Annotated in this window: 16 protein-coding genes, 1 tRNA gene and 1 pseudogene; 3 read left to right on the forward strand and 15 right to left on the reverse strand. The window is 75.0% G+C overall.

Going from position 1 to position 21,198, the window contains the following annotated elements:
• Positions 1–384 precede the first annotated feature (384 nt).
• The 8 genes from D459_RS0129190 to D459_RS0129225 all read right to left on the reverse strand — a co-directional run bounded on the left by D459_RS0129190 (position 385) and on the right by D459_RS0129225 (position 7,945).
• Positions 385–1,092: a bifunctional DNA primase/polymerase gene (locus D459_RS0129190; RefSeq protein ID WP_017596533.1), complete on the reverse strand. Its 708-nt coding sequence runs from the start codon at positions 1,090–1,092 to the stop codon at positions 385–387.
• Positions 1,093–1,184: 92 nt separating this feature from the next.
• Positions 1,185–2,183 carry a porphobilinogen synthase gene (gene hemB / locus D459_RS0129195; RefSeq protein ID WP_040711599.1) on the reverse strand — a complete coding sequence of 333 codons (999 nt, stop codon included), beginning with the start codon at positions 2,181–2,183 and terminating at the stop codon, positions 1,185–1,187.
• Positions 2,184–2,206: 23 nt separating this feature from the next.
• Entirely contained in the window at positions 2,207–3,877 is a 1,671-nt protein-coding gene (locus tag D459_RS0129200; RefSeq protein ID WP_017596535.1) for a bifunctional uroporphyrinogen-III C-methyltransferase/uroporphyrinogen-III synthase, read from the reverse strand.
• A 27-nt stretch (positions 3,878–3,904) separates the two neighbouring features.
• Positions 3,905–4,867, reverse strand: coding sequence for a hydroxymethylbilane synthase (gene hemC / locus D459_RS0129205; protein WP_017596536.1), 963 nt, complete (start codon positions 4,865–4,867; stop codon positions 3,905–3,907).
• A complete protein-coding gene (locus D459_RS0129210) occupies positions 4,864–6,324 on the reverse strand; it encodes a glutamyl-tRNA reductase (RefSeq protein WP_020380381.1) in 1,461 nt (486 codons plus the stop codon). The genes hemC and D459_RS0129210 overlap by 4 nt, the downstream gene beginning before the upstream one ends.
• An 85-nt stretch (positions 6,325–6,409) precedes the next feature.
• Positions 6,410–7,114 carry a redox-sensing transcriptional repressor Rex gene (locus D459_RS0129215; RefSeq protein WP_017596538.1) on the reverse strand — a complete coding sequence of 235 codons (705 nt, stop codon included), beginning with the start codon at positions 7,112–7,114 and terminating at the stop codon, positions 6,410–6,412.
• Positions 7,115–7,323: 209 nt separating this feature from the next.
• Entirely contained in the window at positions 7,324–7,545 is a 222-nt protein-coding gene (locus tag D459_RS33230; RefSeq protein WP_040711605.1) for a glutaredoxin family protein, read from the reverse strand.
• Between the two features lie 139 nt (positions 7,546–7,684).
• Positions 7,685–7,945, reverse strand: a complete 261-nt coding sequence (locus D459_RS0129225) for a MoaD/ThiS family protein (RefSeq protein WP_017596540.1) — start codon at positions 7,943–7,945, stop codon at positions 7,685–7,687.
• A gap of 111 nt (positions 7,946–8,056) precedes the next feature.
• Here D459_RS0129225 and D459_RS0129230 point away from each other — a divergent pair, with 111 nt between their 5' ends.
• Complete coding sequence (locus D459_RS0129230; RefSeq protein ID WP_017596541.1) at positions 8,057–8,848, forward strand: winged helix-turn-helix transcriptional regulator; 792 nt, start codon at positions 8,057–8,059, stop codon at positions 8,846–8,848.
• Between the two features lie 199 nt (positions 8,849–9,047).
• Positions 9,048–10,190, forward strand: coding sequence for a hypothetical protein (locus tag D459_RS36440; RefSeq protein WP_026120860.1), 1,143 nt, complete (start codon positions 9,048–9,050; stop codon positions 10,188–10,190).
• A gap of 258 nt (positions 10,191–10,448) precedes the next feature.
• On the opposite strand, the gene D459_RS0129240 is transcribed toward D459_RS36440, so the two are convergent.
• The 6 genes from D459_RS0129240 to topA all read right to left on the reverse strand — a co-directional run bounded on the left by D459_RS0129240 (position 10,449) and on the right by topA (position 20,011).
• A tRNA-Thr gene (locus D459_RS0129240) sits at positions 10,449–10,521 on the reverse strand.
• A 90-nt stretch (positions 10,522–10,611) separates the two neighbouring features.
• On the reverse strand, positions 10,612–12,165 hold the full coding sequence (locus D459_RS0129245; RefSeq protein WP_017596542.1) for an alpha/beta hydrolase: 1,554 nt from the start codon (positions 12,163–12,165) through the stop codon (positions 10,612–10,614).
• A complete protein-coding gene (locus D459_RS35185; RefSeq protein ID WP_017596543.1) occupies positions 12,162–12,956 on the reverse strand; it encodes a PSP1 domain-containing protein in 795 nt (264 codons plus the stop codon). The genes D459_RS0129245 and D459_RS35185 overlap by 4 nt, the downstream gene beginning before the upstream one ends.
• Positions 12,957–13,086: 130 nt before the next feature.
• Positions 13,087–14,265, reverse strand: coding sequence for a DNA polymerase III subunit delta' (locus tag D459_RS0129255; protein WP_017596544.1), 1,179 nt, complete (start codon positions 14,263–14,265; stop codon positions 13,087–13,089).
• 133 nt (positions 14,266–14,398) lie between these two features.
• Positions 14,399–16,762: a dTMP kinase gene (gene tmk / locus D459_RS0129260; RefSeq protein ID WP_026120862.1), complete on the reverse strand. Its 2,364-nt coding sequence runs from the start codon at positions 16,760–16,762 to the stop codon at positions 14,399–14,401.
• A 429-nt stretch (positions 16,763–17,191) separates the two neighbouring features.
• Positions 17,192–20,011 carry a type I DNA topoisomerase gene (topA, locus tag D459_RS0129265; RefSeq protein WP_026120863.1) on the reverse strand — a complete coding sequence of 940 codons (2,820 nt, stop codon included), beginning with the start codon at positions 20,009–20,011 and terminating at the stop codon, positions 17,192–17,194.
• 251 nt (positions 20,012–20,262) lie between these two features.
• Here topA and D459_RS0129270 point away from each other — a divergent pair, with 251 nt between their 5' ends.
• Positions 20,263–20,448 (forward strand): DUF5703 family protein, encoded by a 186-nt coding sequence (locus D459_RS0129270; RefSeq protein ID WP_026120864.1) that lies wholly within the window; start codon positions 20,263–20,265, stop codon positions 20,446–20,448.
• 246 nt (positions 20,449–20,694) lie between these two features.
• Here the strand turns inward: D459_RS0129270 and D459_RS36315 are convergent.
• A pseudogene (locus D459_RS36315) lies at positions 20,695–21,198 on the reverse strand (hypothetical protein); the annotation flags it as partial.

Raw genomic sequence — 21,198 nt, forward strand, 5'->3', positions numbered from 1 at the left:
CGGGCCTGGCCGGTGAACGCGGCGCCCACCCCGCTCCCGCCTTCGCCGCCCGCTTGAACCTTCACCCCGTGAGGCGCCGCACCCGGGCGACGCCTGCACCCCGGCGACGCCTGCACCCCGGCCCTACCTTCGCCGTCGCCGCCCGTCTGAACCTGCACTCCGCGAGGCGCCGCACCCGACCGACCGGCCGGTCCCCACCGCCGCCTTCGCCGCCCGCTTGAACACCAGCCCCGTGAGGCGCCGCGCCCGGGGGCGGGCGGGGCGTCTCCCGTCCCTCACCTCGCACTGTTCCGGACACTGTTCCGATGGTCTTGAGGCTGTGGCCCTGTCAGAGCGTTCTGACAGGGCCACAGCGTCGAGAGCATCACGAGGAGGGATCGGGGGTCAGGAGGTGAACTCCTCGCAGGCGTCGGCGAGTACCGCCAGTACCGCGATCGGGTCGGGGAGTTCGAGGGCGGGTGCGCCGCCGGGGAGCGGGTTGGAGGGGCGTCCGGGGAGGCGGGGCGGGCGGATCCATGAGGCCGCGCCGCCGGAGGGGAGCGGGGAGGGGGCGGCCAGCACGTAGCTGTTCCGGCAGTGCCAGCGCAGGCCGGGCGTCTCCTCCACGGTCTCCGGGACGCAGTCGAGGTGGCAGGACCACCACTCGTCCTCGTCCGCCGGGGAGCGGGTGGCCACGAAGAACAGGTAGCGCTGCGCGTCGACCGCGGCGACCGGGCCCGGGCGGGTGCCGGACCGGTCCATCCGCGCCAGGGCCATCACCCCGGCGCCGGCCGGCACGTCGAAGACGTCGAACACCCGGCCGGTCGGCAGGATCACGTTGGCCTCGGGGGCCGCGCTCCACCAGCGGCGGATCGTGTCGGGGTCGGTGGTGGCCTCCACCGCCCAGGCCGCCGACACCGGGTGCTCGGCCGGGGCCGGGCAGCCCATCCGGTCGCAGCCGCAGGCGCGCGCCCCGTCCGAGGAGGGGGAGGCGCCCCGGCACACCGGCCACCCCAGGGAGGCGTACTCCAGGGCCGCGTCCATCCTGCTGCTCTGCTTCCCCCCGGCCTGGCGCCCGTGCCTGCGGCGCCGCCGGTTGAGTACGTCGGCCATCGTTTCCGCCTCCCCGCTCCGTGTCGTCTCTACCACCCGGTGCGGGGCCGCTTCGCGCCGTCCCGCCCGGGTGCTCCCGGTCGTTCCGGCCGTCAGCGCAGCATGTGCGCGGCCTCTACGGCCCAATAGGTGAGGATCTGCGCCGCTCCCGCCCTGCGGAAGGCGAGCAGCGTCTCCATGATCGCCCGCTCGCGGTCCAGCCAGCCCTTCTCCGCGGCCGCCTCGACCATCGCGTACTCGCCGCTCACCTGGTAGGCGGAGACGGGCACCGGACAGGACGCGGCGACCTTCGCGATGATGTCCAGGTAGGCCAGGCCCGGTTTGACCATGACCATGTCGGCGCCCTCGGCGACGTCCAGCTCCACCTCGCGCAGCGCCTCGGCGGCGTTGGCCGGGTCCTGCTGGTAGCCGGTGCGGTCGCCGAACTGCGGCGCGCCCTCGGCGGCCTCCCGGAACGGGCCGTAGAAGGCGGAGGCGTACTTGGCGGCGTAGGCGAGGATCGCCACCTCGTGGTGGCCGGCCCCGTCCAGCGCGGCGCGGATCGCGGCGACCTGGCCGTCCATCATTCCGCTCGGACCGACGACCTGCACGCCCGCCTCGGCCTGGGCGACCGCGATGGAGGCGTAGCGCTCCAGGGTGGCGTCGTTGTCCACCTCGCCGGAGGCGGTGAGCAGGCCGCAGTGGCCGTGCGAGGTGTACTCGTCCAGGCACAGGTCGGCCATGACCACGAGGTCCCCGCCGATGTCGGAGGAGAGGTCGCGGAGCGCCTTCTGCACCACCCCGTCGGGGTCGTCGGCGGCGGAGCCGCGCTCGTCCTTCTCGGCGGGGATGCCGAACAGGATGATGCCGCCGACCCCGGCCTCGGCCGCCTCCTCGGCGGCCTTGCGCAGGCTGTCCGGGGTGTGCTGGAACACACCGGGCATGGACGACACCGGGTTGGGCGCGTCGATGCCCTCCTTGACGAACATCGGCAGGATGAGCTCGGAGGGGTGCAGCCGGGTCTCGGCCACCAGCCGGCGCAGCGCCGGGGTGCGGCGCAGCCGGCGGGGCCGTGCTTCGGGGAAGCGGGCGTTCACGGGACGGTCCTCCATCGTCTTACTTCACCGGGCCCTGCTCACAGGGCCTTGCGGCGGCGGCCGCGCCGCTTCTGGCTGGGCTTGAGGGCGGGCTTGCCCGCCGCCAGGGCCTCGGCCCGCTGCTTGGCACCGTACTCCGAAACCGCCTCCGCGAGGGCGGAAACCGACGCCTTGGGCGCGACCACGTCGACCCGCAGCCCGAACTCCAGCGCGGTCTTCTCCGTCTCCGGGCCGATCACCGCGATCACCGTGGTGTTGTGCGGCTTGCCGGCGATGCCGACCAGGTTGCGCACCGTGGAGGAGGAGGTGAACAGGACCGCGTCGAACGCACCGCCCTTGATCGCCTCGCGGACCGGGGCCGGCGGCGGGGCGGCGCGCACCGTCCGGTAGGCGGTCACGTCGTCGACCTCCCAGCCCAGGTCGGTGAGGCCGGCGGAGAGCGTCTCGGTGGCGATGTCGGCGCGCGGCAGCAGCACCCGCTCGATCGGGTCGAGCTCGGCGTCGTAGGGCGGCCAGACCTCGACCAGGCCGGCGCCGGACTGCTTGTCCTCGGGCGGGGCCAGGTCGGGCTGGATGCCGAACTCGCGCAGCCGGGCGGCGGTCTGCTCGCCCACCGCCGCGACCTTCACCCCGGCGAAGGCGCGGGCGTCCAGCCCGTACTCCTCGAACCGCTCGCGGATCGCCCGGACCGCGTTGACCGAGGTGAACGCCACCCACTGGTAGCGGCCGGTGACCAGGCCGCGGACGGCGCGCTCCATCTGCTGCGGGGTGCGCGGCGGCTCCACCGAGATGGTGGGCACCTCCTCGGGCACCGCGCCGTAGCCGCGCAGCTGCTCGGAGAGGCTGGCGGCCTGCTCCTTGGTGCGCGGCACCAGCACCCGCCAGCCGAACAGCGGCTTGCTCTCGTACCAGGACAGCTCGGCCTGGCGGGCCACGCCGGGGCCCATCATGAACAGCGCCGGGGCGGTGATGTTGTGCCCCTTGGCGTCGGCGGCCTTCATCTCCGCGGTGAGCCGGGAGAGGGTGGAGCGGATGGTGGACTGCTCGGTGGTGGCGCCCATCCGGGTGACCGCGACCGGGGTGGTGCCCGGGTGGCCGCCCGCGGTCAGCGCCTTGACCAGCCAGTCGAAGCCGGTGCCGCTGCGCCCGCCGTCGTCGGGCACCTCGGGGAAGAACACCGCGAGCGTGGCGTCGTCCCGCTCGGCGAGGTCGGCGGCCAGCCGCGGCCAGTCGACCTTGTCCTCGCGGGCGTTGACCACCCGCAGCTCGCTGACGCCGGGCGGCATCAGCGGGACGCCGGCGAAGGCGGGCACCCCGGTCACCGAGGAGACGCCGGGGACGACCTCGAAGTCCACCCCGGCGGCGCGGCAGGCGTCGGCGAGCCGGTCGCCGCGGCAGCCCAGGAACGGGTCGCCGCTGTACAGCCGGACGACCCTGCGGCCCTGCTCGGCGTGGCGCACCGCGGTGGTGTCGATCTCCTCGGCGGCCTGCTCGGGGTCGATCACCTGGACGCCCTCGCGGCAGTGCGCGAGCAGCGGGGCGCGGTGCTTGGCCATCTCCGGGCCGGGTTCGCGGACGGTGATGACGACGTCCGCCTCGGCGAGCACCTCAGCGCCGCGCAGCGTCAGCAGTCCGGCGTCGCCGGGCCCGATGCCGACCAGGGAGACCGTTCCGGTCCCGGGCCGCGGCTCCTCGCTCTGGGGGTTCATGGTCCGCCTTTCTCGCTTCGGACGTGCTCAGTCGGCGGTGCCGCCGGCGGCCGCATCGGCCACGATGCGGTCGGCGCCGTCGGCGATCATCGACCGGGCCAGCTCCCGTCCGAGGTCGGCCGCCGCCTTCAGCGACGCGGCCTCGGCCTCCACCTCGGCGCCGCTCTCGCCGCGGACGGCCTGGGTGCCGTCGGTGGAGACCACCGCGGCGCGCAGGTTCAGCCGCCCGTCGGCGTAGGTGGCGTACGCGCCGACCGGGGCGGCGCAGCCGGCCTCCAGTTCGGCCAGGACGGTCCGCTCCGCGGTGACCGCCAGCCGGGTGGGCGCGTGGTCCACCGAGGACAGGTAGGACAGGTCTGCGCCGGCCCGCTCGGTGCGGCACTCCACGGCCAGCGCTCCCTGGCCCGGGGCGGGCAGCATCCGCTCCGGGCCGAACACGTCGGTGACGTCGCCGACCCGGCCCACCCGGACCAGCCCGGCGTAGGCGAGGACGACCGCGTCCAGTTCGCCGGAGGCGACCTTGCCCAGCCGGGTCTCGGCGTTGCCGCGGATCGGCACGTAGACCAGGTCGGGGCGGAGCGCGGCCAGCTGGGCGACGCGGCGCGGCGAGCCGGTGCCGATCCGCGCCCCGGCCGGCAGCGCCTCGAAGGCGAGGCCGTCGCGGGCGCACAGCGCGTCGCGCGGGTCGTCCCGCTCGGTGATGGCGGCCAGCACCAGGCCGTCGGCGGGCGCGGTGGGCAGGTCCTTCAGCGAGTGCACGGCGAAGTCGATGGTGCCGGCCAGCAGCTCGTCGCGGAGCGCGTTGACGAACACACCGGTGCCGCCGAGCTGGGTGAGGTGCGCCCTGGTGACGTCGCCGTAGCTGGTGATCAGCTCCAGCTCGACCGGGACGCCGGTGCGCTCGGTGATGGCCCGGGCGACCAGCCCGGACTGGGTGGTGGCCATGTTGCTGCGCCGGGTGCCCAGGCGGGCGGCGGCTGCGGAGGTCATGCGTCCTCCCCGGGGACGGTCTCGGGCCGGGCCACCGCTTCCGGGGCGGCCGGGTCGAGGTCGAACAGTTCGCGGAGCGCCGCGCCGTAGCTGTCCCCGCCGGGCCGGGCGGCGAGCTCCTTCACCCGCACCGTCGGCCGGTGCAGGATCTTGTCGACGGTGCGGCGCAGGGCGCGGGAGACCTCCTCGCGCTCCTTCTCGCCGAGGCCGGGCAGCCGGTTCTCCAGCCGGGCCAGCTCGGCGGCGACCACCTCGCCGGCGTGCGCGCGGAGCGCGACCACGGTCGGCGCGACCTCGTCGGCGCGGCGCACCGACCGGTACTCGGCGACCTCCTCGTCCACGATCTCGCGGACCAGGGAGATCGCGCCGGTGCGCCCGCCGGCGCCGCCCGCGCCGGCCGCCGCGGCCTGTCTGAGGTCCTCGATGTCGACCAGGTGCACGCCGTCCAGGGCGCGCACCTCCTCGTCGACGTCGCGCGGGAGCGCCAGGTCGAGGAGGACCAGCGGGCGGCCGCCGCGCGGGGAGCCGGCCAGCGCGGAGCGCACGTCGGCGGCGGTGAGCACCAGGCCCTGCGCGCCGGTGCAGGAGACGACCAGGTCGACGGCGGGAAGTTCGGCGGCGGCCTCGGCGAACGGCACCGCGCGGCTGCGGATCGGCTCGTAGGCCTCGGTGAGGCATTCGGCGAGCCGCTCGGCGCGCTCGGCGGTGCGGTTGGCGACGGTCACGGCGGAGGCGCCGAGCCGGGCCACGGTGTTGGCGGCCAGGGCGCTCATCGAGCCGGCGCCGAGCACCAGCACCCGCAGCCCGGTGAGCGGGCCCGGTTCGGGCAGTGCGGCCGCGACGTCGGCGGCGGCGTCGGCGACCGCGGTGCCGGCGGCGGGGCAGGCGGCCGGGGCGGCCGACGCGGCGGGGGCGCCGCTCGGGCGGAGCCGGTCCAGCGCGACCTCCAGGCCGAGGGTGACCATGTCGGCGCCGGCGTGGTCCAGGTGGGTCTCGGTGTGGGCGCGCTTGCCGACCCGCAGCGCGCGCTGGCCGAGGTCGTTGAGGACCCGGCCGAGGGTGCCGCCGTGCTGGGCGTCCTTGAGCGCGTTGCGCACCTGGCCGAGGATCTGGCCCTCGCCGACGACCATGGAGTCGAGCCCGCAGGCGACCGAGAACAGGTGCTGGACCGCGCGGTCCTCGTAGTGCACGTAGGCGTGCTCGGTGAGCTCGGCGGCGGAGATCCCGGTCCGCTCGGCCAGCTTCCCGATGACCTCGGTGAGCGCCGGGTGGAACTTGCCGACCTCGGCGTAGACCTCGGTGCGGTTGCAGGTGGAGACCATCATCACTTCGTCGATCACCGGGGAGGCGGTCATCTCCGCCATGAGCTTGAGCCGCTCTTCACCGTCCATGGCGGCGCGCTCCAGCAGCGCCACGGGCGAGCTGCGGTGGCTCAGCCCCACGGCGAGGACACTCATCTGCACTCCTATGCGGTGATCGCGGATACGGCCGTGCCACCGGCCGTGTACTGCCTGGCCTCACAGGCGGTTCCGCGCGGGGCGGTCACGCCTTCTCCTTCGCGCCGATCCTGCCCGCGGGCGGTGCGGTCGCCCGGCCGTCCGCCTTCCTCTGGGCGTGGAAGGCGAGGATCTGCAGTTCGATGGATAGATCGACCTTACGCACATCGACGGCCGGAGGCACATTCAGGACCACCGGCGCGAAGTTGAGCACACTCGTCACCCCGGCCTCGACGAAGCGGTCGCACACGCCCTGCGCTGCCACTGCGGGCACGGCGATCACCCCGATCGAGACCCTCTCTGCGGAGACAACGTCCTCCAGCGTGTCGATATGCCCGACGCGCAGGCCGGCCACCTCGTCCCCGACGACGCCCTCGTCCGCGTCGAGCAGGGCCGCGATGCGGAACCCGCGGGTGCCGAACCCCCCGTAGTTGGCCAGCGCGCGGCCCAGGTTGCCGGCGCCGACGATGGCCACCGACCAGTCCTGGGTGAGACCGAGTTCACGGGAGATCTGGTACACGAGGTAGTCGACGTCGTAGCCGACGCCGCGGGTGCCGTACGACCCGAGGTGGGAGAGGTCCTTGCGGAGCTTGGCGGAGTTCACCCCGGCCGCGGAGGCCAGGTCCTCCGAGGACACGGTGAGGATGCCGCGCTCGGCCAGGCCCTGCAGGGCGCGCAGGTAGACCGGGAGCCGGGCGACCGTGGCCTCCGGTATGCCCCTCTCCCGGGGCCGGGTCGATCGAGGGGTCACGGTCGGGCGCTCCTGAGCTGCGGTCGTCTGGGCCTGCGGAGGTCGAACCGCCACCGTCCGATGGTCTCCCATGCGCGCGCGGCGCGTCCGGCGGGACCCCGGCGGCGGCGTGATTTGACCTTCAGATTACGCCCTTGTGAAAGCACGCACAAAGTGGGTCTCCCCTTCGGCCCGCCGCCTCCGGCGGGCCCTGCGGGAACGGCCCCCGGTCAGTCCAGCGCGGCCCGCAGCCGCCGCTCGCTGACCCGCCAGAAGTCGTGCGGGGCGCCGTCCACGAACGTCACCGGGATGCGCTCCCAGTACTCGTCCCGCTCCTCTCGGGAGGCGTCCTCCAGGTAGCGGACGGTGTATCCGGCGCCGGTGTCGGCGGCCACCCTGCGGATCACCTCCAGCGCCTCCTCGCACAGGTGGCACCCGTGCTTGCCGAGCATGGCGATGCGCGGCGCGCCGCCCGCGGGCCCCGCCCCGTGCGGCCCCTGTCCCCCGTCGGTCACCGGTCCTCCCTTGCGAACCGTGCTCCGCAGAGCACCTCGGAACACCCTCTAACGGCCGAAATTCGGCGTTTCCCGATCATCCTCCCGCAAAGGGCGGAAGCACCTCGACCACCCCGCCCTCTGTGAGGAAGACCTCTCCGTGGTCCCGCTTTCCCACCGGACGCTCGTCGACGATGAAGGAGGAACGGCGGATCACCGCGGCCAGCCGGTCGTCCCCGGAGCGCCTGCCCACCGCGGCTTCCAGCGCCTCGGCCAGGGTCGACGCGGTGTAGGGCTCCTCCGCGGTGCCGGCGGCGTCTTTCGCCGCGGCCCAGTACCTGATGGTTCCGCTCGGCATCGGTTGATTATCCTTGTGCTTCTCGGAGGCATGAACTCGATTAATTCTCCACCGGGGGCAATGGCGCCTTCGATCGACCGCTGACTACGGCGGGGTGACGGGAAGAGACGCATGAGCCACCTGCTGCTGCTGACGAACTCCAATGAACCGTCCGACCATGTCCTGCCCGCCCTCGGCCTGCTCCTGCACTCGGTGCGGGTGGCGCCCGCGGAGCCCGGGGCGCTGCTCGCGGCGGGGGGCGAGCGCGGCGCGTCGGCCGTGGACGCCGTCCTCGTCGACGCCCGCAGCGACCTCGCCTCCGCGCGCAACTTCTGCCGCCTGCTGGACACCACCGGCCTGGACTGCCCGCTGATCGCCGTGCTCACCGAGGGCGGCGTCGCGGCGCTCACCACCGACTGGCAGGTGGACGACTTCCTGCTGGCCACCGCGGGCCCGGCCGAGGTCGAGGCCCGGCTGCGGCTGGCGGTCGGCCAGGCCGACGCCGGCCCGGACGACCCGGACGAGATCCGCCGCGGCGACCTGGTCATCGACGAGGCCACCTACATCGCGCGGCTGCGCGGACGCATCCTCGACCTCACCTTCAAGGAGTTCGAGCTGCTGAAGTTCCTGGCCCAGCACCCGGGCCGGGTGTTCACCCGCGCCCAGCTGCTGCAGGAGGTCTGGGGCTACGACTACTTCGGCGGCACCCGCACCATCGACGTGCACGTGCGGCGGCTCCGCGCCAAGCTCGGCAGCGAGTACGAGTCGCTGATCGGCACGGTGCGCAACGTCGGCTACCGGTTCGTCCCGGACTTCCCGGCCCGCTCCGGCGCCCAGGAGGCCGACGGGGCCTCCGGCGAGGGGCCGGGCGGGGACGCGCCGGCCCCGCGGAGCCCCCGTCCCCGGGCGTCGGCCAAGCGCTGAGGGGACGGCGGTGCGCGGTCGGCCGGGACGCGGAGGGGCGCCCCGGCCGGCCGCGTTCCGCGGTAGAACCGGGATGCTCCCGACAAGCCGGGCACCAGGGAGAATAAGGGTCCGGCCGTGGGTCTCGTGTTCACCGCTCCGATTGCCTAGGATGCTGGACCGACGCCCAACGTCGAGCGGCCCCCGAGGAGGCGACCCCATGCCGAGCGGCCAGCGACCCGCGGGCGCGCGGAACGGCGGCCGGCACCGGCCGTTCCCCCGGATCCCCGCGGCCATCCCGCTGACCACCGCGTTCGTCGGCTGCACCCTGGCCGCCTTCGCCCCGCCCGCGCTCGCCTCCGCGCCGTTCCCGCTCTCCCTGACCGCGAGCGAGCCGTCGGTCGCCCCGGGCGAGAAGGCCGTGCTGGTCCTGGACGCGCAGGAGGGCGCCGAGAAGCTCTGCCTCTACGGCGTGACCGCGGACAACGGCTTCGAGCCCGCCGAGGGGGAACCCGCGGAGCTGCCGTTCAGCACCGAGGTCGCCGGCACCCCGAAGGAGAGCGTCCGGGTCACCGCCACCGTGCTCTACGCGCCCGTCCCCGAAGACGGAAACTGCGAGGCGGTCCCCGAGGAGGAGCGGCTGCCCGCCGCCGCCTCGACCGATGTGGCAGTGGAGGACCCGGAGCCGTCGCCCACGCCGACCCCGACGCCCACTCCTACGCCGACACCCACGCCGACCCCGACGCCGAGCCCGACGGACCCGCCGACGTCCCCCTCCGGGCCTCCGCCCTCCCCCTCGCCCGACCCCTCGGAGAAGCCCGAGGAGCCCGAGGAGCCGGAGGAGCCGGAGGAGCCGGGCGGGACGGAGAAACCGGAGAAGACCGAGAAGCCGAGCGAGCCGGAGAAGGAGAAGGAGAAGGCGAGCAGCACGCCGCGCTCGCCGGAGCGCCCGTCCTCCCCGCAGGGAGGCGGCTCGGGCGGCGGCTCGGAGGAGCGGCGTCCGGACGACCGCGAGCGCGCCGAACTTCCCGGCGTGCCCGGACCCGGCTCCACGCCGCCCGGGCCGCTGAACCCGGGCGCCCCGGGCGGCCGCCCGGACCTGCCGACCGCCCCGCCGGATCTGCCCTCGCTCTCCCCCGGCGCCGGCCTCTCCGACGACCCCGCCGACCTGCCCACCGTCGCCCCCGACGAGGGCGACGGCACCGAGCGGGCCGCCGCCGAAGAGCAGCAGCTCACCACGGCGGTCTCCCCGGCCGTACTGATGCTGGTCCTGATGCTCGCCCTGCTCTTCGCCGCCCCGATGGCCCCGGGCCGCCGGGTCCGCACCGGCATCATCTACCGCGGCCGCCGCCGCAAGGGCTGACCCCACCCGGCCGCCGGGGCGGAAGGAACGCGCGGACGCCCGGGAACCGTGCCGCGGCTCCGCGCCGCCCGTACCCGCCCGCGGGGTGCGGCCGGAGGGCGTCTCCGGGACGGCGGGCCGCAGCGGTACCGGCGCGGCCGAGCCCGCCCCCGCCATGGGGCCGACGGCATCGGGAAGCCGTTCGCCGAGTAGGCGGTGGCCGCCCTCATGGCCCCCAAAGCAGAACGCCGCCCCCCGAAGGGGACGGCGTTCCCGCAGAGCCGCCTGTCGGAATCGAACCGACGACCTATTCATTACGAGTGAATCGCTCTGCCGACTGAGCTAAGGCGGCATCGGCCCCGCGCTCGGCGCGAGACCGGCACCATTCTAGCGTGCCCGGCGGACCGCCCGCGCCGGGCGGTGCCGGTGCGGTCGGAACGGGTCAGGGCATGCACGCCTCGCCGTCCTCCGGGACCTCCCGCTCCAGCAGGTAGGCCTCGACGGCCCGGTCCACGCAGCCGTCGCCCATCCGGTAGCCGGTGTGCCCGTCGCCGTCCCGGCTGAGCAGCACCCCCGACTCCAGGGTGGAGGCGAGCTTCTGCGACCACTCGTAGGGGGTGGCCGAGTCCCGGGTGGTGCCCACCACCAGGATCGGGGCGGCGCCCTCCGCGGTGAGCTCCCGCTCCTCGGCGACCGCCTCCTCCGGCCAATACGCGCAGGTCATCGCGGACCAGCTGAACGAGGCGCCGAACAGCGGGGACTCCTCCTCGGCCCGCTCGGCGGCCTCCCGGTAGGCCTCGGGGTCCCGCGGGCTCGGCGAGTCCGAGCAGTTGACCGCGACCAGGGCCGACGTCGAGTTGAGGTACTCCTCCTCGTCGTCCCGGCCGTACATCATGTCGGCCAGTCCGAGCAGCCCGGCGCCGTCGCCCTCCTCGTCCGCATCGGCCAGCGCCGCCCGCAGCTCGGGCCAGGTCTGCTCGGAGTAGAGCGCCCCGGCGATGCCGAGCTCGGCCCGGGCCCGGCCGACCTCCCGGTCGTCGCCGGGCGGCCCCTCCAGCGGCTCCCGGCCGGCCTTCTCCAGCAGGTCCTCGATCCAGGCCGCCCCGGCGTCGGCGTCGCTCCCCGGCACCGGGCAGTCCGGCCGCCCCTGGCAGTCCTCGATGAACGCGCGCAGCGCCGTCTCGAAGCCGCTCGCCTGCTCGATCCCGGCCTCCAGCTGGTCCAGCTCCGGGTCGAGCGCCCCGTCCAGCACCACGGCGCCCACCCGCTCGGGGAACAGGTCCGCGTAGACCGCCCCGATCATGGTGCCGTAGGACTTGCCGAGGTAGGTCAGCTCCTCGTCGCCGAGCACCGCCCGGAGCACGTCCATGTCCCGGGCGACCGAATCGGTGCCCATGTGCATCATCAGGTCGCCGGCGCGCTCCCGGCAGCCCTCGACGAAGGTCCGGCCGCCCTCCTCCAGCCGCTCCACCCCGGCGTCGGTGACCTCGGCCGGGTCGGCGTCGCCGTCCTCGCTGAGCATGTCCGTGCCGAGGTAGTCGTCCATGCCCTCCAGGTCGAGGCAGGCGATCGGCTCGCTGCGGGCCACCCCGCGCGGGTCGAAGCCGACGACGTCGAAGTGCTTCCGCACGTCCAGGCCGACCACCGCGGTGGCCGCACCGGCGTAGTCGTAGCCGGACCCGCCGGGCCCGCCGGGGTTCACCAGCAGCGACCCCTTCGCCTCGCCGGCGGCCGGCCGCCGCTTGACCGCGATCTCCAGCCGCTCGCCGCCCGGGTCGCCGTAGTCGAGCGGGACCTCGTAGACGCCGCACTCGAAGTCGTCGTCGCCGTCCTCGCAGGCGCCCCAGTCGATCTCCTGGGAGTAGAACTCCTCCAGCCCCGGCTCGGGGGCCTGCCCGGCGGCGCCCCCGCCGCCGGGGTCCGCCCCCTCCCCCGTGCAGCCGGCCACCGCCACCGCCAGCGCCGCTGCGCAGGCGGCCAGTCCAGTCCTGTTCACGCCGGTCGGGTCTCCGCTCCATCGCCGCCGCACCCGCCCGGGGAGGCGCCGCCCGCGTCCCGCGCCGCCTCGTGCGCCCTGCGCGGGCCGCAGACCGGCGCCCGGTCGCAGGAGCCTCCCCCGCCGCGCCGGCCGAGGGCCTGCTCGGTGCCCGGGCTCTGGTACAGCGGGTGCTCGTATTTCAGACAGCACATGAGCTTGCCACAGGCCCCCGCGATGCGCATCGGGTTGACCGGCAGCCCCTGGTCCTTGGCCATCCGCACGGCGACCGGCTCGAAGTCCTTCAGGAAGGTGGCGCAGCACAGCTCCCGGCCGCAGGAGCCGACCCCGCCCTGCATCCGCGCCTGGTCGCGCGCCCCGACCTGGCGGAACTCCACCCGGACGCCCAGTTCGCGGGCGAGGTCGCGGAGCAGCCCGCGGAAGTCGACCCGGCGCTCGGCGGTGAAGTAGACGGTGAACAGCGGCTCGGCCGGGACGTGGTCGACGGCGACGATGCGCATCGGCAGCCCCGCGGCGCGGATCAGCCGCTTGGCCGCGGCCCGCCCGGACGCCCGGAACCGCCGGTTGCGCTCGTCCCGCTCCAGGTCCTCCGGGCCGGCCAGGCCGGCGCAGACCGGCAGGCCCTCCACGTCGTCGCCGACCCACTGCGGCGCCCACACGCATTCGGCCACCTCCGGGCCGTCGTCCGTGGGCACCAGGACCTTGTCGCCGACCCGGGGCGAGGCGTCCCCGGGGTCGAGGTAGTAGAGCCGCCCGTAGCGCTCGAAGCTGACCGCCATCATCATGCCCATCCGGACACCCTAGGCTCCGGGCATGATCTCCGTCACCCTCCGGCCGGGCCGCGCCCCTCACCCCCGATGATCTTGACGTTGCGGGGGTATCAGCGCGCGCTGATACCCCCGCAACGTCAAGATCATCGGTTCAGCCCTGGAGCAGGGCGGAGGTCATCGCCTCCAGGGCGATCTGCGGGTGCACGTTGGCGTCGATCCGGGACCGGCAGCGCATGATCGCGTCGATCCGGCGCAGGGTGGCCTCGGGCGCCGAGGCGCGGGCGATGCGCTCCAGGTCGGCCCGGTTCGACTCGCAGGACAGCTCCACCCGGGAGCCGAACTGGACCGCCAGCACGTCCCGGTAGAACAGCAGCAGGTCGGTGAGGGCGGTGTCGTAGGAGTCCCGCTTGAGCCGGGTGGCACGGCGCTTCTGCCGCTCCTCCAGGTCCTTGAGCGCGCCGGCCGCGCCGCGCACCGCCTTGGCCACGCCCTTGCCGGTGGCGCCCTCGCCGAAGGCCGCCTTCATGTCGGCCTTCTCGGTCTCGTCCAGGGCGCTGGTGGTGGCCTTCGCCTCGGCCTCGGCCAGCTCGTAGAGGCGGGCCGCGGCGGTGACGCAGGCGCCTGTGCCGTCCAGCCGGGCGGGCATCGCCAGGATCTCGGAGCGGCGCCGCCGGGCCTCGTCGTCGGTGGCCAGCCGCCGCGCCCGGTCCAGCCGGCCGGCCGCGGCCCGGGCCGCCTCGGCCGCGGTGGCCGGGTCGATGCCGTCCCGGTTCACCAGCGCGTCGACCACCGCCGGGGTCGGCGGGGTGCGCAGCACCACCTGCCGGCAGCGGGAGCGGATGGTGACCAGCATGTCCTCCGCGGTGGGGGTGCACAGCAGCCACACGGTGCGCGGGGCCGGCTCCTCCACCGCCTTCAGCAGCGCGTTGGAGGCGGCCTCGGTGGCCCGGTCGGCGTCCTCGAAGAGCACCACCCGGAACCGGCCGCCGGTCGGCCGGGACGCCGAACGCAGCACCAGGTCGCGGGTGGAGTCCACGCCGAAGCTCAGCCCGCTGGGGCGGACGTAGAGCACGTCGGCGTGGGTGCCGCCGAGGACCTGGTGGCAGGAGGCGCAGTGGCCGCAGCCGCCGTCCGGGCACTGCAGCGCGGCGGCGAACGCCCGCGCGGCCTCGGACCGGCCGGAGCCCGGCGGGCCGGTGAACAGCCAGGCGTGCGTCATCCGCTTGCCGGCCGCCTCGTCCCCCGCGAGCAGCGCGCTCGCCGCCGCGGCCGCCGACCGCAGCCCGCCGACCACCGCTTCCTGGCCCACCAGGTCATCGAAGACGCTCATCGGGGTTCAGCATAGGCGCTGCGGCCGACGCCCGGCCGCCCTCGGCGGAACCCGCCCGGGGCCGCCCCGGAACGGGGCGGGCCCCCTCCGCCCGGTGGCGGAAGGGGCCCGCGGGGCCGCCGGCGGTGCGGCGTCAGCCCTCGTCGTCCTTGATCACCGGCATCATCCCGGTGATCGCCTCGGAGTCCTGCGGCACCGGGTCGGGCAGCAGCGGGCGGATCCGGCGCTGGATCTCCCGGGTGACCTGCTCGGCCGCGCCGCGCGCGTCCACCACCAGGTAGCGGCCGGCGTCCCGCTCGGCCAGGTCGAGGAAGCCCCGGCGGACCCGGTCGTGGAACTCCTGCGACTCCGCCTCGATCCGGTCCGTGGTGCCGCCCAGCCGGGCCAGCCCGTCCTCCGCCGGGAGGTCGAGCAGCACGGTGAGCTGCGGCACCAGGCCCGCGGTGGCCCAGTCGTTGATCCGGGCGATCTCGGAGACCGGCAGGTCCCGGCCGGCGCCCTGGTAGGCCAGGGTGGAGTCGACGTAGCGGTCGCTGATCACGATCGCGCCCCGGCGCAGCGCGGGCAGGATCACCTCGTTCACGTGGTCGGCCCGGTCCGCCGCGTAGAGCAGCGCCTCGGCCCGCGGCGACATGCCCGTGTGCTCCTTGTCCAGCAGCAGCGCGCGGAGCCGCATGCCGAGCCGGGTGGAGCCGGGCTCGCGGGTGGTGACCACCTCGAAGCCCTCGTCGCGCAGCCAGACCGAGAGCTGGCCGACCTGGGTCGACTTGCCGGCGCCCTCACCGCCCTCCAGCACGATGAAGGTGCCGGGCGGGCGCTCCTGCTCCCCGGCGCCCTTGTCCCCGGGGACCGGGACGCCGCGCACCGCCGCGAGCAGCTCGGTCATGAGCGGGACGTCGCCCGGCTCGCCGTTCATCCGGCGGTAGCAGACCACCGCGACCACCGCCGCGGCCAGGGCCGCGATGACCAGCACCGTGCCGGAGCCGAGGACGTCGTAGGTGAGCTCCTGGACGGCGAGGGTGTGGTCGCCGATCAGCAGGGCGGGCAGCGGGGCGACGGCCGCCGCGGCGAGCAGCGCGGTGCGGCCGGCGGTGTAGGCGAAGGCCGGGATCGCGGGGCGGGTCGGCCCGTCGGCCTCCTGGGTGAGCAGGGTCAGGCCGATGGTCCAGGCCACGCCGGTGCCGGCGCCCACCGCCAGGGAGAGCACCGCGGCCAGCGCCATGTTCGGGATCAGGCCGGTGAGCAGCAGCGCGGCCGCCGAGGCGCCGAGCGCCAGGCCGAACAGCCGGCGCCGGCTGAACTGGCGCAGCGTGCGCGGGCCGGCCAGCACGCCCAGCACCGCGCCCGCGGCCAGCGCGCCGAACAGCACGCCGAACCCGGCGCTGCCGGCGCCGAGCCGGTCGGCGAGGATCCGGCCGACGCCGACCAGGGCGCCGCCGGCCGCGAACGAGCCGAGCATGCCCAGCAGCAGCGCGCGCGGAAGCGCGCCGGCGCCGGCCGTGCGGAAGCCGTCCCGCAGGGTGGCCAGCGGGTCGGTCTCGGAGCCGGTGCGGCGGGCCTGGCGGCGCTCCTCGGCCGCGGCCTGCCGCTCGGCGCGCAGCCGGGCGCGCTCCTCCGCCTTGCGCGCGGCCTCCTCGGCCTTGCGCGCCTCCTCTTCGGCCTTCTGCTTCTCCGGGTCGGGGAGCGCGGGGACCTGCAGGGTCTCCGCGGTGCCGATGGGGGCGGTGAGCTCGTTGGGGTCGACCTCGACGGCGCGGACCTCCTGGGTCGGCTGCTCGTCCTCGGCCGACCGCTTCGGGGCCTGCTCCGGCTCCGGGCGCTTCGCCGGCCGCTCGGTGCGCGGGCGGCCCTGCACCGGGGCGGTCCAGGCGACGGCGGCGGAGGCGAGCAGCGCCAGCGGCGCGAGGTAGACGGCGAGGTCGGCCCGGGGCCCGTCGAGCGCCGGGACCAGCGCGCCCAGCACCGTGCCGACCCCGGCCAGCAGCGCGAACAGCGCGGCCGCGACCGGGGCGGTCCAGTAGCCGGCGAGCAGGGCGATCCGGTCGGCCTGGGCCACCCGCTTCTTCGGGACCAGGCCGCCGACCGCGGCCTCCTTGGCGGGGGCGCGGAACAGCGAGGCGGCCTCGGCCAGCAGGTGCGCGGCGAGCAGCCAGTCGATTCGGCCCACCAGCGGCACCGACAGGTAGAGGAGGCCGCGCAGCGCGTCCGCGCCGACCAGGGTGAACCTCGGGTCGAGCCGGTCGGCGGCGCGCGCGGCGGGGCCGCTCAGCAGCAGCCAGGGCAGCAGCCGGAGCCCGAGCACTCCGCTCACCGCGAGGTAGGGGACGGCCGGGGCGGCGTCCCGGGTGAGGGCGACCGCCAGCGAGACCATCGCGAGCAGGCTCAGCCAGTCGCCGAGGCCGGACAGCGACAGCGAGACCCACAGCCGCCGGAACGGCTTGATCGCCAGCACGCTGCGCGCCTCTCCGGGCGCTCCTAGGGATGCAGATCTGCTCATATTCGTGAAGGGTAGCGAGGCTTCCGGAAGGGGACGGGCGCCCGCCGGGGCAGGGTACGGGTGACCAACGCCGCTGATCGGCCGATATGTGCCCTTCACCGGCGGCGCGGGACGGTCGGTGATCCGCACCACCGCGAACCTGCGGCGGCGCGGGGCATCGGGGACCGTGCGCGGCACACTACTGCCGCCCGGGGTTCCACGCCACCCTGCCCGGCCCCGGAGAACGGCGGGGCCGCCCGAGGCCGGGAACGAGGCGGTGAGCGCGGAAAGGCGTCCCCGCCCGCCCCGGGGCGGCGGGCTCAGCGGCCCCGAACCAGCGGACCGGCCGGTCAAGACGGCGGCGGGCCCGGCGGGCGGCCGGTCATCCGACCGGTCGGGGTCGCCGGGCCTCCGCCGGGGCGCGCCCGGAGCTGGTCCGGGCGCGGCGGGTCACTCCGCGGAGCCGCCGTTCTTCTTCGGGGTCCCGGTCTTGCCGGTCGCCTTCTTGGCGGCGGTGGTCTTCTTCGCCGCGGTCTTGGTGGTGCTCTTGGCCGCCGTCTTCTTGGCCGCGGGCTTCTTCGCGGGCGCCTTCTTCTTCGCCGGGGCCTTGGCTCGGCGCTCGGCCAGCAGCTCCGCGGCGCGCTCGTCGGTGATCGACTCCACCTCGTCGCCCTTGCGCAGCGAGGCGTTGGTCTCCCCGTCGGTGACGTAGGGCCCGAACCGGCCGTCCTTGACCACCATCTTCTGGCCGGTCGCCGGGTCCTCGCCGAGCTCGCGCAGCGGCGCGGCGGCGGCGCGGCGGCCGCGCTGCTTGGGCTTGGCGAAGAGCTCCTCGGCCTCCTTCAGGGTGACCGTGAACATCTGCTCCTCGGTCTCCAGGGAGCGGCTGTCGGTGCCCTTCTTCAGGTACGGGCCGAACCGGCCGTTCTGCGCGGTGACCGGCTCGCCGTCCAGCTCGCCGACGACCCGCGGCAGGGAGAGCAGCCGGAGCGCGTCCTCCAGGGTGACCGTCTCCGGGGTCATCGACTTCAGCAGCGAGGCGGTGCGCGGCTTCTCCGCCTGCTTCGCCTTGGCCTTCGCCTTCCCCTTCTTCGCCTCGCCCTCGTCGGCGGGCTCCGCGGGCTCGGGCAGGAGCTCGGTCACGTACGGGCCGAACCGGCCGCTCTTCACCACGACGGTGTGCCCGGTGCCCGGGTCGGTGCCCAGCTCGCGGTCGCCGCTGGGCGCGGCGAACAGCTCCTCGGCCCGCTCCGGGGTGAGCTCGTCGGGGGCGAGGTCCTCGGGAACGTTCACCCGGGCGCCGTCGCGCTCCATGTAGGGCCCGTACCGGCCGACCCGCATCACGATGTCGGTGCCCGGGATCGGGAAGGAGCTGACCTCGCGCGGGTCGATCTCGGAGAGGTTGTCCCCGACCAGGTCCTTCAGCCCGGGCTCCTGCTCGGCACCGAAGTAGAACCGGCGCAGCCACGGGACCCGCTCGGCGTCGCCGCGGGCGATGCCGTCCAGCATGTCCTCCATGCGGGCGGTGAAGTCGTAGTCGACCAGGTTGCCGAAGTGCCGCTCCAGCAGCTGCACCACGGCGAACGCCAGGAAGGACGGCACCAGCGCCGACCCCTTCTTGAACACGTAGCCGCGGTCCAGGATGGTGCCGATGATCGAGGCGTAGGTGGACGGCCGGCCGATCTCCCGGTCCTCCAGCTCCTTGACCAGGGTGGCCTCGGTGTAGCGGGCCGGCGGCCGGGTGGCGTGCCCCTCGGCCTCGATGCCCTCCGCCTTGAGCGGGCGGCCCTCCTCCACCGGGGGCAGCCGGCGCTCGCGGTCGTCCAGCTCGGCCTCGGGGTCGTCGGAGCCCTCCACGTAGGCCTTGAGGAAGCCGTGGAAGGTGATGATCTTGCCGGTGGCGGTGAACTCGACCTGCTCGCCGGTGCTGGAGGTGCCGGCCACCTTGACCGTGACCGACTCGCCCACCGCGTCCTTCATCTGCGAGGCGACGGTGCGCTTCCAGATCAGCTCGTAGAGGCGGAACTCCGCGCCGCTCAGCCCGGTCTGGGCCGGAGTGCGGAAGGTGTCGCCGGCCGGGCGGACCGCCTCGTGCGCCTCCTGGGCGTTCTTCACCTTGCTGGAGTAGGCGCGCGGCTTGTCCGGGATGTAGTCGGCGCCGTACAGCCGGGTCGCCTGCCCCCGGGCGGCGGCCAGCGCGCTCTCCGACAGCGTGGTGCTGTCGGTCCGCATGTAGGTGATGAAGCCGTTCTCGTAGAGCCGCTGCGCCACCTGCATGGTCTGCTTGGCGGACAGGCCCAGCTTGCGCGAGGCCTCCTGCTGCAGCGTGGTGGTGCGGAACGGGGCGTAGGGGGAGCGCCGGTAGGGCTTGCGCTCCACGGTGCGCACACCGAACTCGCCGCCGGAGAGCCGGTCGGCCAGTCCGCGGGCGGCCTCCTCGTCCAGGTGCAGCACGCCCTTCGGGGAGCGCAGCGTCCCCTCGGAGGTGAAGTCGCGGCCCACCGCGACCCGGTTCCCGTCCACCGAGACCAGGGCGGCGGCGAAGGTGGACGGGCCGTCGCCGGAGCCGCCGAGCGTGTCGAAGACCGCCTTGAGGCCCCAGTACTCGGCGGGGGTGAACGCGATCCGCTCCCGCTCCCGCTCGACCACGAGCCGGGTGGCGACGGACTGCACGCGGCCCGCCGACAGCTTCGGCATGACCTTCTTCCACAGCACGGGGGAGACCTCGTAGCCGTAGAGCCGGTCCAGGATCCGCCGGGTCTCCTGGGCGTCGACGAGGCGCAGGTTGAGGTCGCGGGTGTTGTCCGCGGCGCGCCGGATCGCGTCCTTGGTGATCTCGTTGAAGACCATCCGGCGGACCGGGATCTTCGGCTTGAGCTCTTCGCGCAGATGCCAGGCGATCGCCTCGCCCTCGCGGTCCTCATCGGTGGCGAGGTAGAGCTCGTCGGCCTGGGCCATCAGCTCCTTGAGCTTCTTGACGTGCGACTTCTTGTCCGTGTTGACCACGTAGATCGGCTCGAAGCCGTGGTCGACGTCGACGCCGAGGCGGGCCCAGGGCTCCCCCTTGTAGCGCGCGGGGATCTCGGCCGCCTTCGTCGGGAGGTCGCGGATATGGCCGATGGAGGACTCCACGGTGTACCCAGGGCCGAGGTAGCCCGCGATCGTCTTCGCCTTGGCGGGCGACTCGACGATCACGAGCCTGTTCCCTCCGGCCTTCGCTCCGGAGCCCTTCGCGCCGCTCTCTCCGGCGCTGCCCTTCTTGGGTGGCACGCTGTTCCCCTACGTCTCGCGTTGCGCTGTCTGTGCGGCCGGCTTCCCTGCGGCCGCCGTGTCGGTGCGGCCCGGGCCGACTCTCCGGTCCCCCCGGCCACTGACGGTAACCGACGGCCCCGCGGATCGCTTCCCGTCCGCCTCCGAAGGAGCGCTTCTTCCCCTCCCGGTCCCCTCCGGGCCGCCCTCCGGTCGTCCACGGGTAGGAACGCTATGGCACGTACACCGTGGCCAGTCGCAGAATAGGCCCAATGCTCGATTACGAATACCGGGAACTCCGCTTCCCGAGGGGAACATCGCGCAATGTGACGCGGCAGACGCTGACCGACCATGCCGAGTACGGCCGCTGGGAACTGGCCCGGGTCCGGCTCTACCGGGACGGCAGCCGGACCGTGGTCATCCGGCGCCGGATCATCCGACAGGTGCGCACCATGTGAGTTCGATCACACGATGACAGGGCGCCCGCGGGAACGGGCCGGCGCCCCTTCCGGGACGCCCGAAGCACCCCGGGGTTGCCCGCGGCCGGTGTCCGGATCCGGCCGCGGAACGGGCGAGTCCCCGCGGAGCGCGCGCCTCCGCGGGGACTCGCCTCAGCGGTGCCCCGTGCCCCGTTCCCGGCCTCCGCTAGTCCACCGCGAGCCGTCGCGACGGAGGCCGGGGAGGGAACGGTCACACCGCCGGCCTCACACCCCCAGGTCCACCCCGAGGGAGTCGGTGCCGCCGGTCACGCCGTCGACGGCGCCGCCCAGCGTCTCGGCGGTCCCGCCGGCCCGGGGCAGCCCGGACAGCTCGGCGGGGGCCTCGGGCGCGGCGGGCTCCTCCGCGGTCAGCGGCAGCGTCTCGGAGCCGGGCACCTCCAGGGAGGGCGTCTCGGGCAGCTGCGCGTTGAGCGGCAGGGAGTCGGCCGGCGCGGGCAGCGGCGCGGCGGGCTCCTCCGCGGCCTGGTGCATGTGGCCGCCGTGGCCGCCGTGGTCCACGATCGCGCCGACGTCCTCGGAGGCGGCGCCCGCGTTGCCCAGCACCGCGCCGACGGCGTTGCCGGAGACGTTCACCGGGACGTCCAGGCCGACCACGCCCTGGTTCCCGCCGATGATGGAGCCGTTGCCGGAGGTCTCGACGTCGCGGCCGCGGTCGTGCACGACCGCGCCGGTGTCCTCCGCGGCGGCGCCGGCGTTCCCGCCGATGGC

The organism is Nocardiopsis potens DSM 45234 (assembly GCF_000341105.1).
Taxonomy (GTDB): Bacteria; Actinomycetota; Actinomycetes; order Streptosporangiales; family Streptosporangiaceae; genus Nocardiopsis_A; species Nocardiopsis_A potens.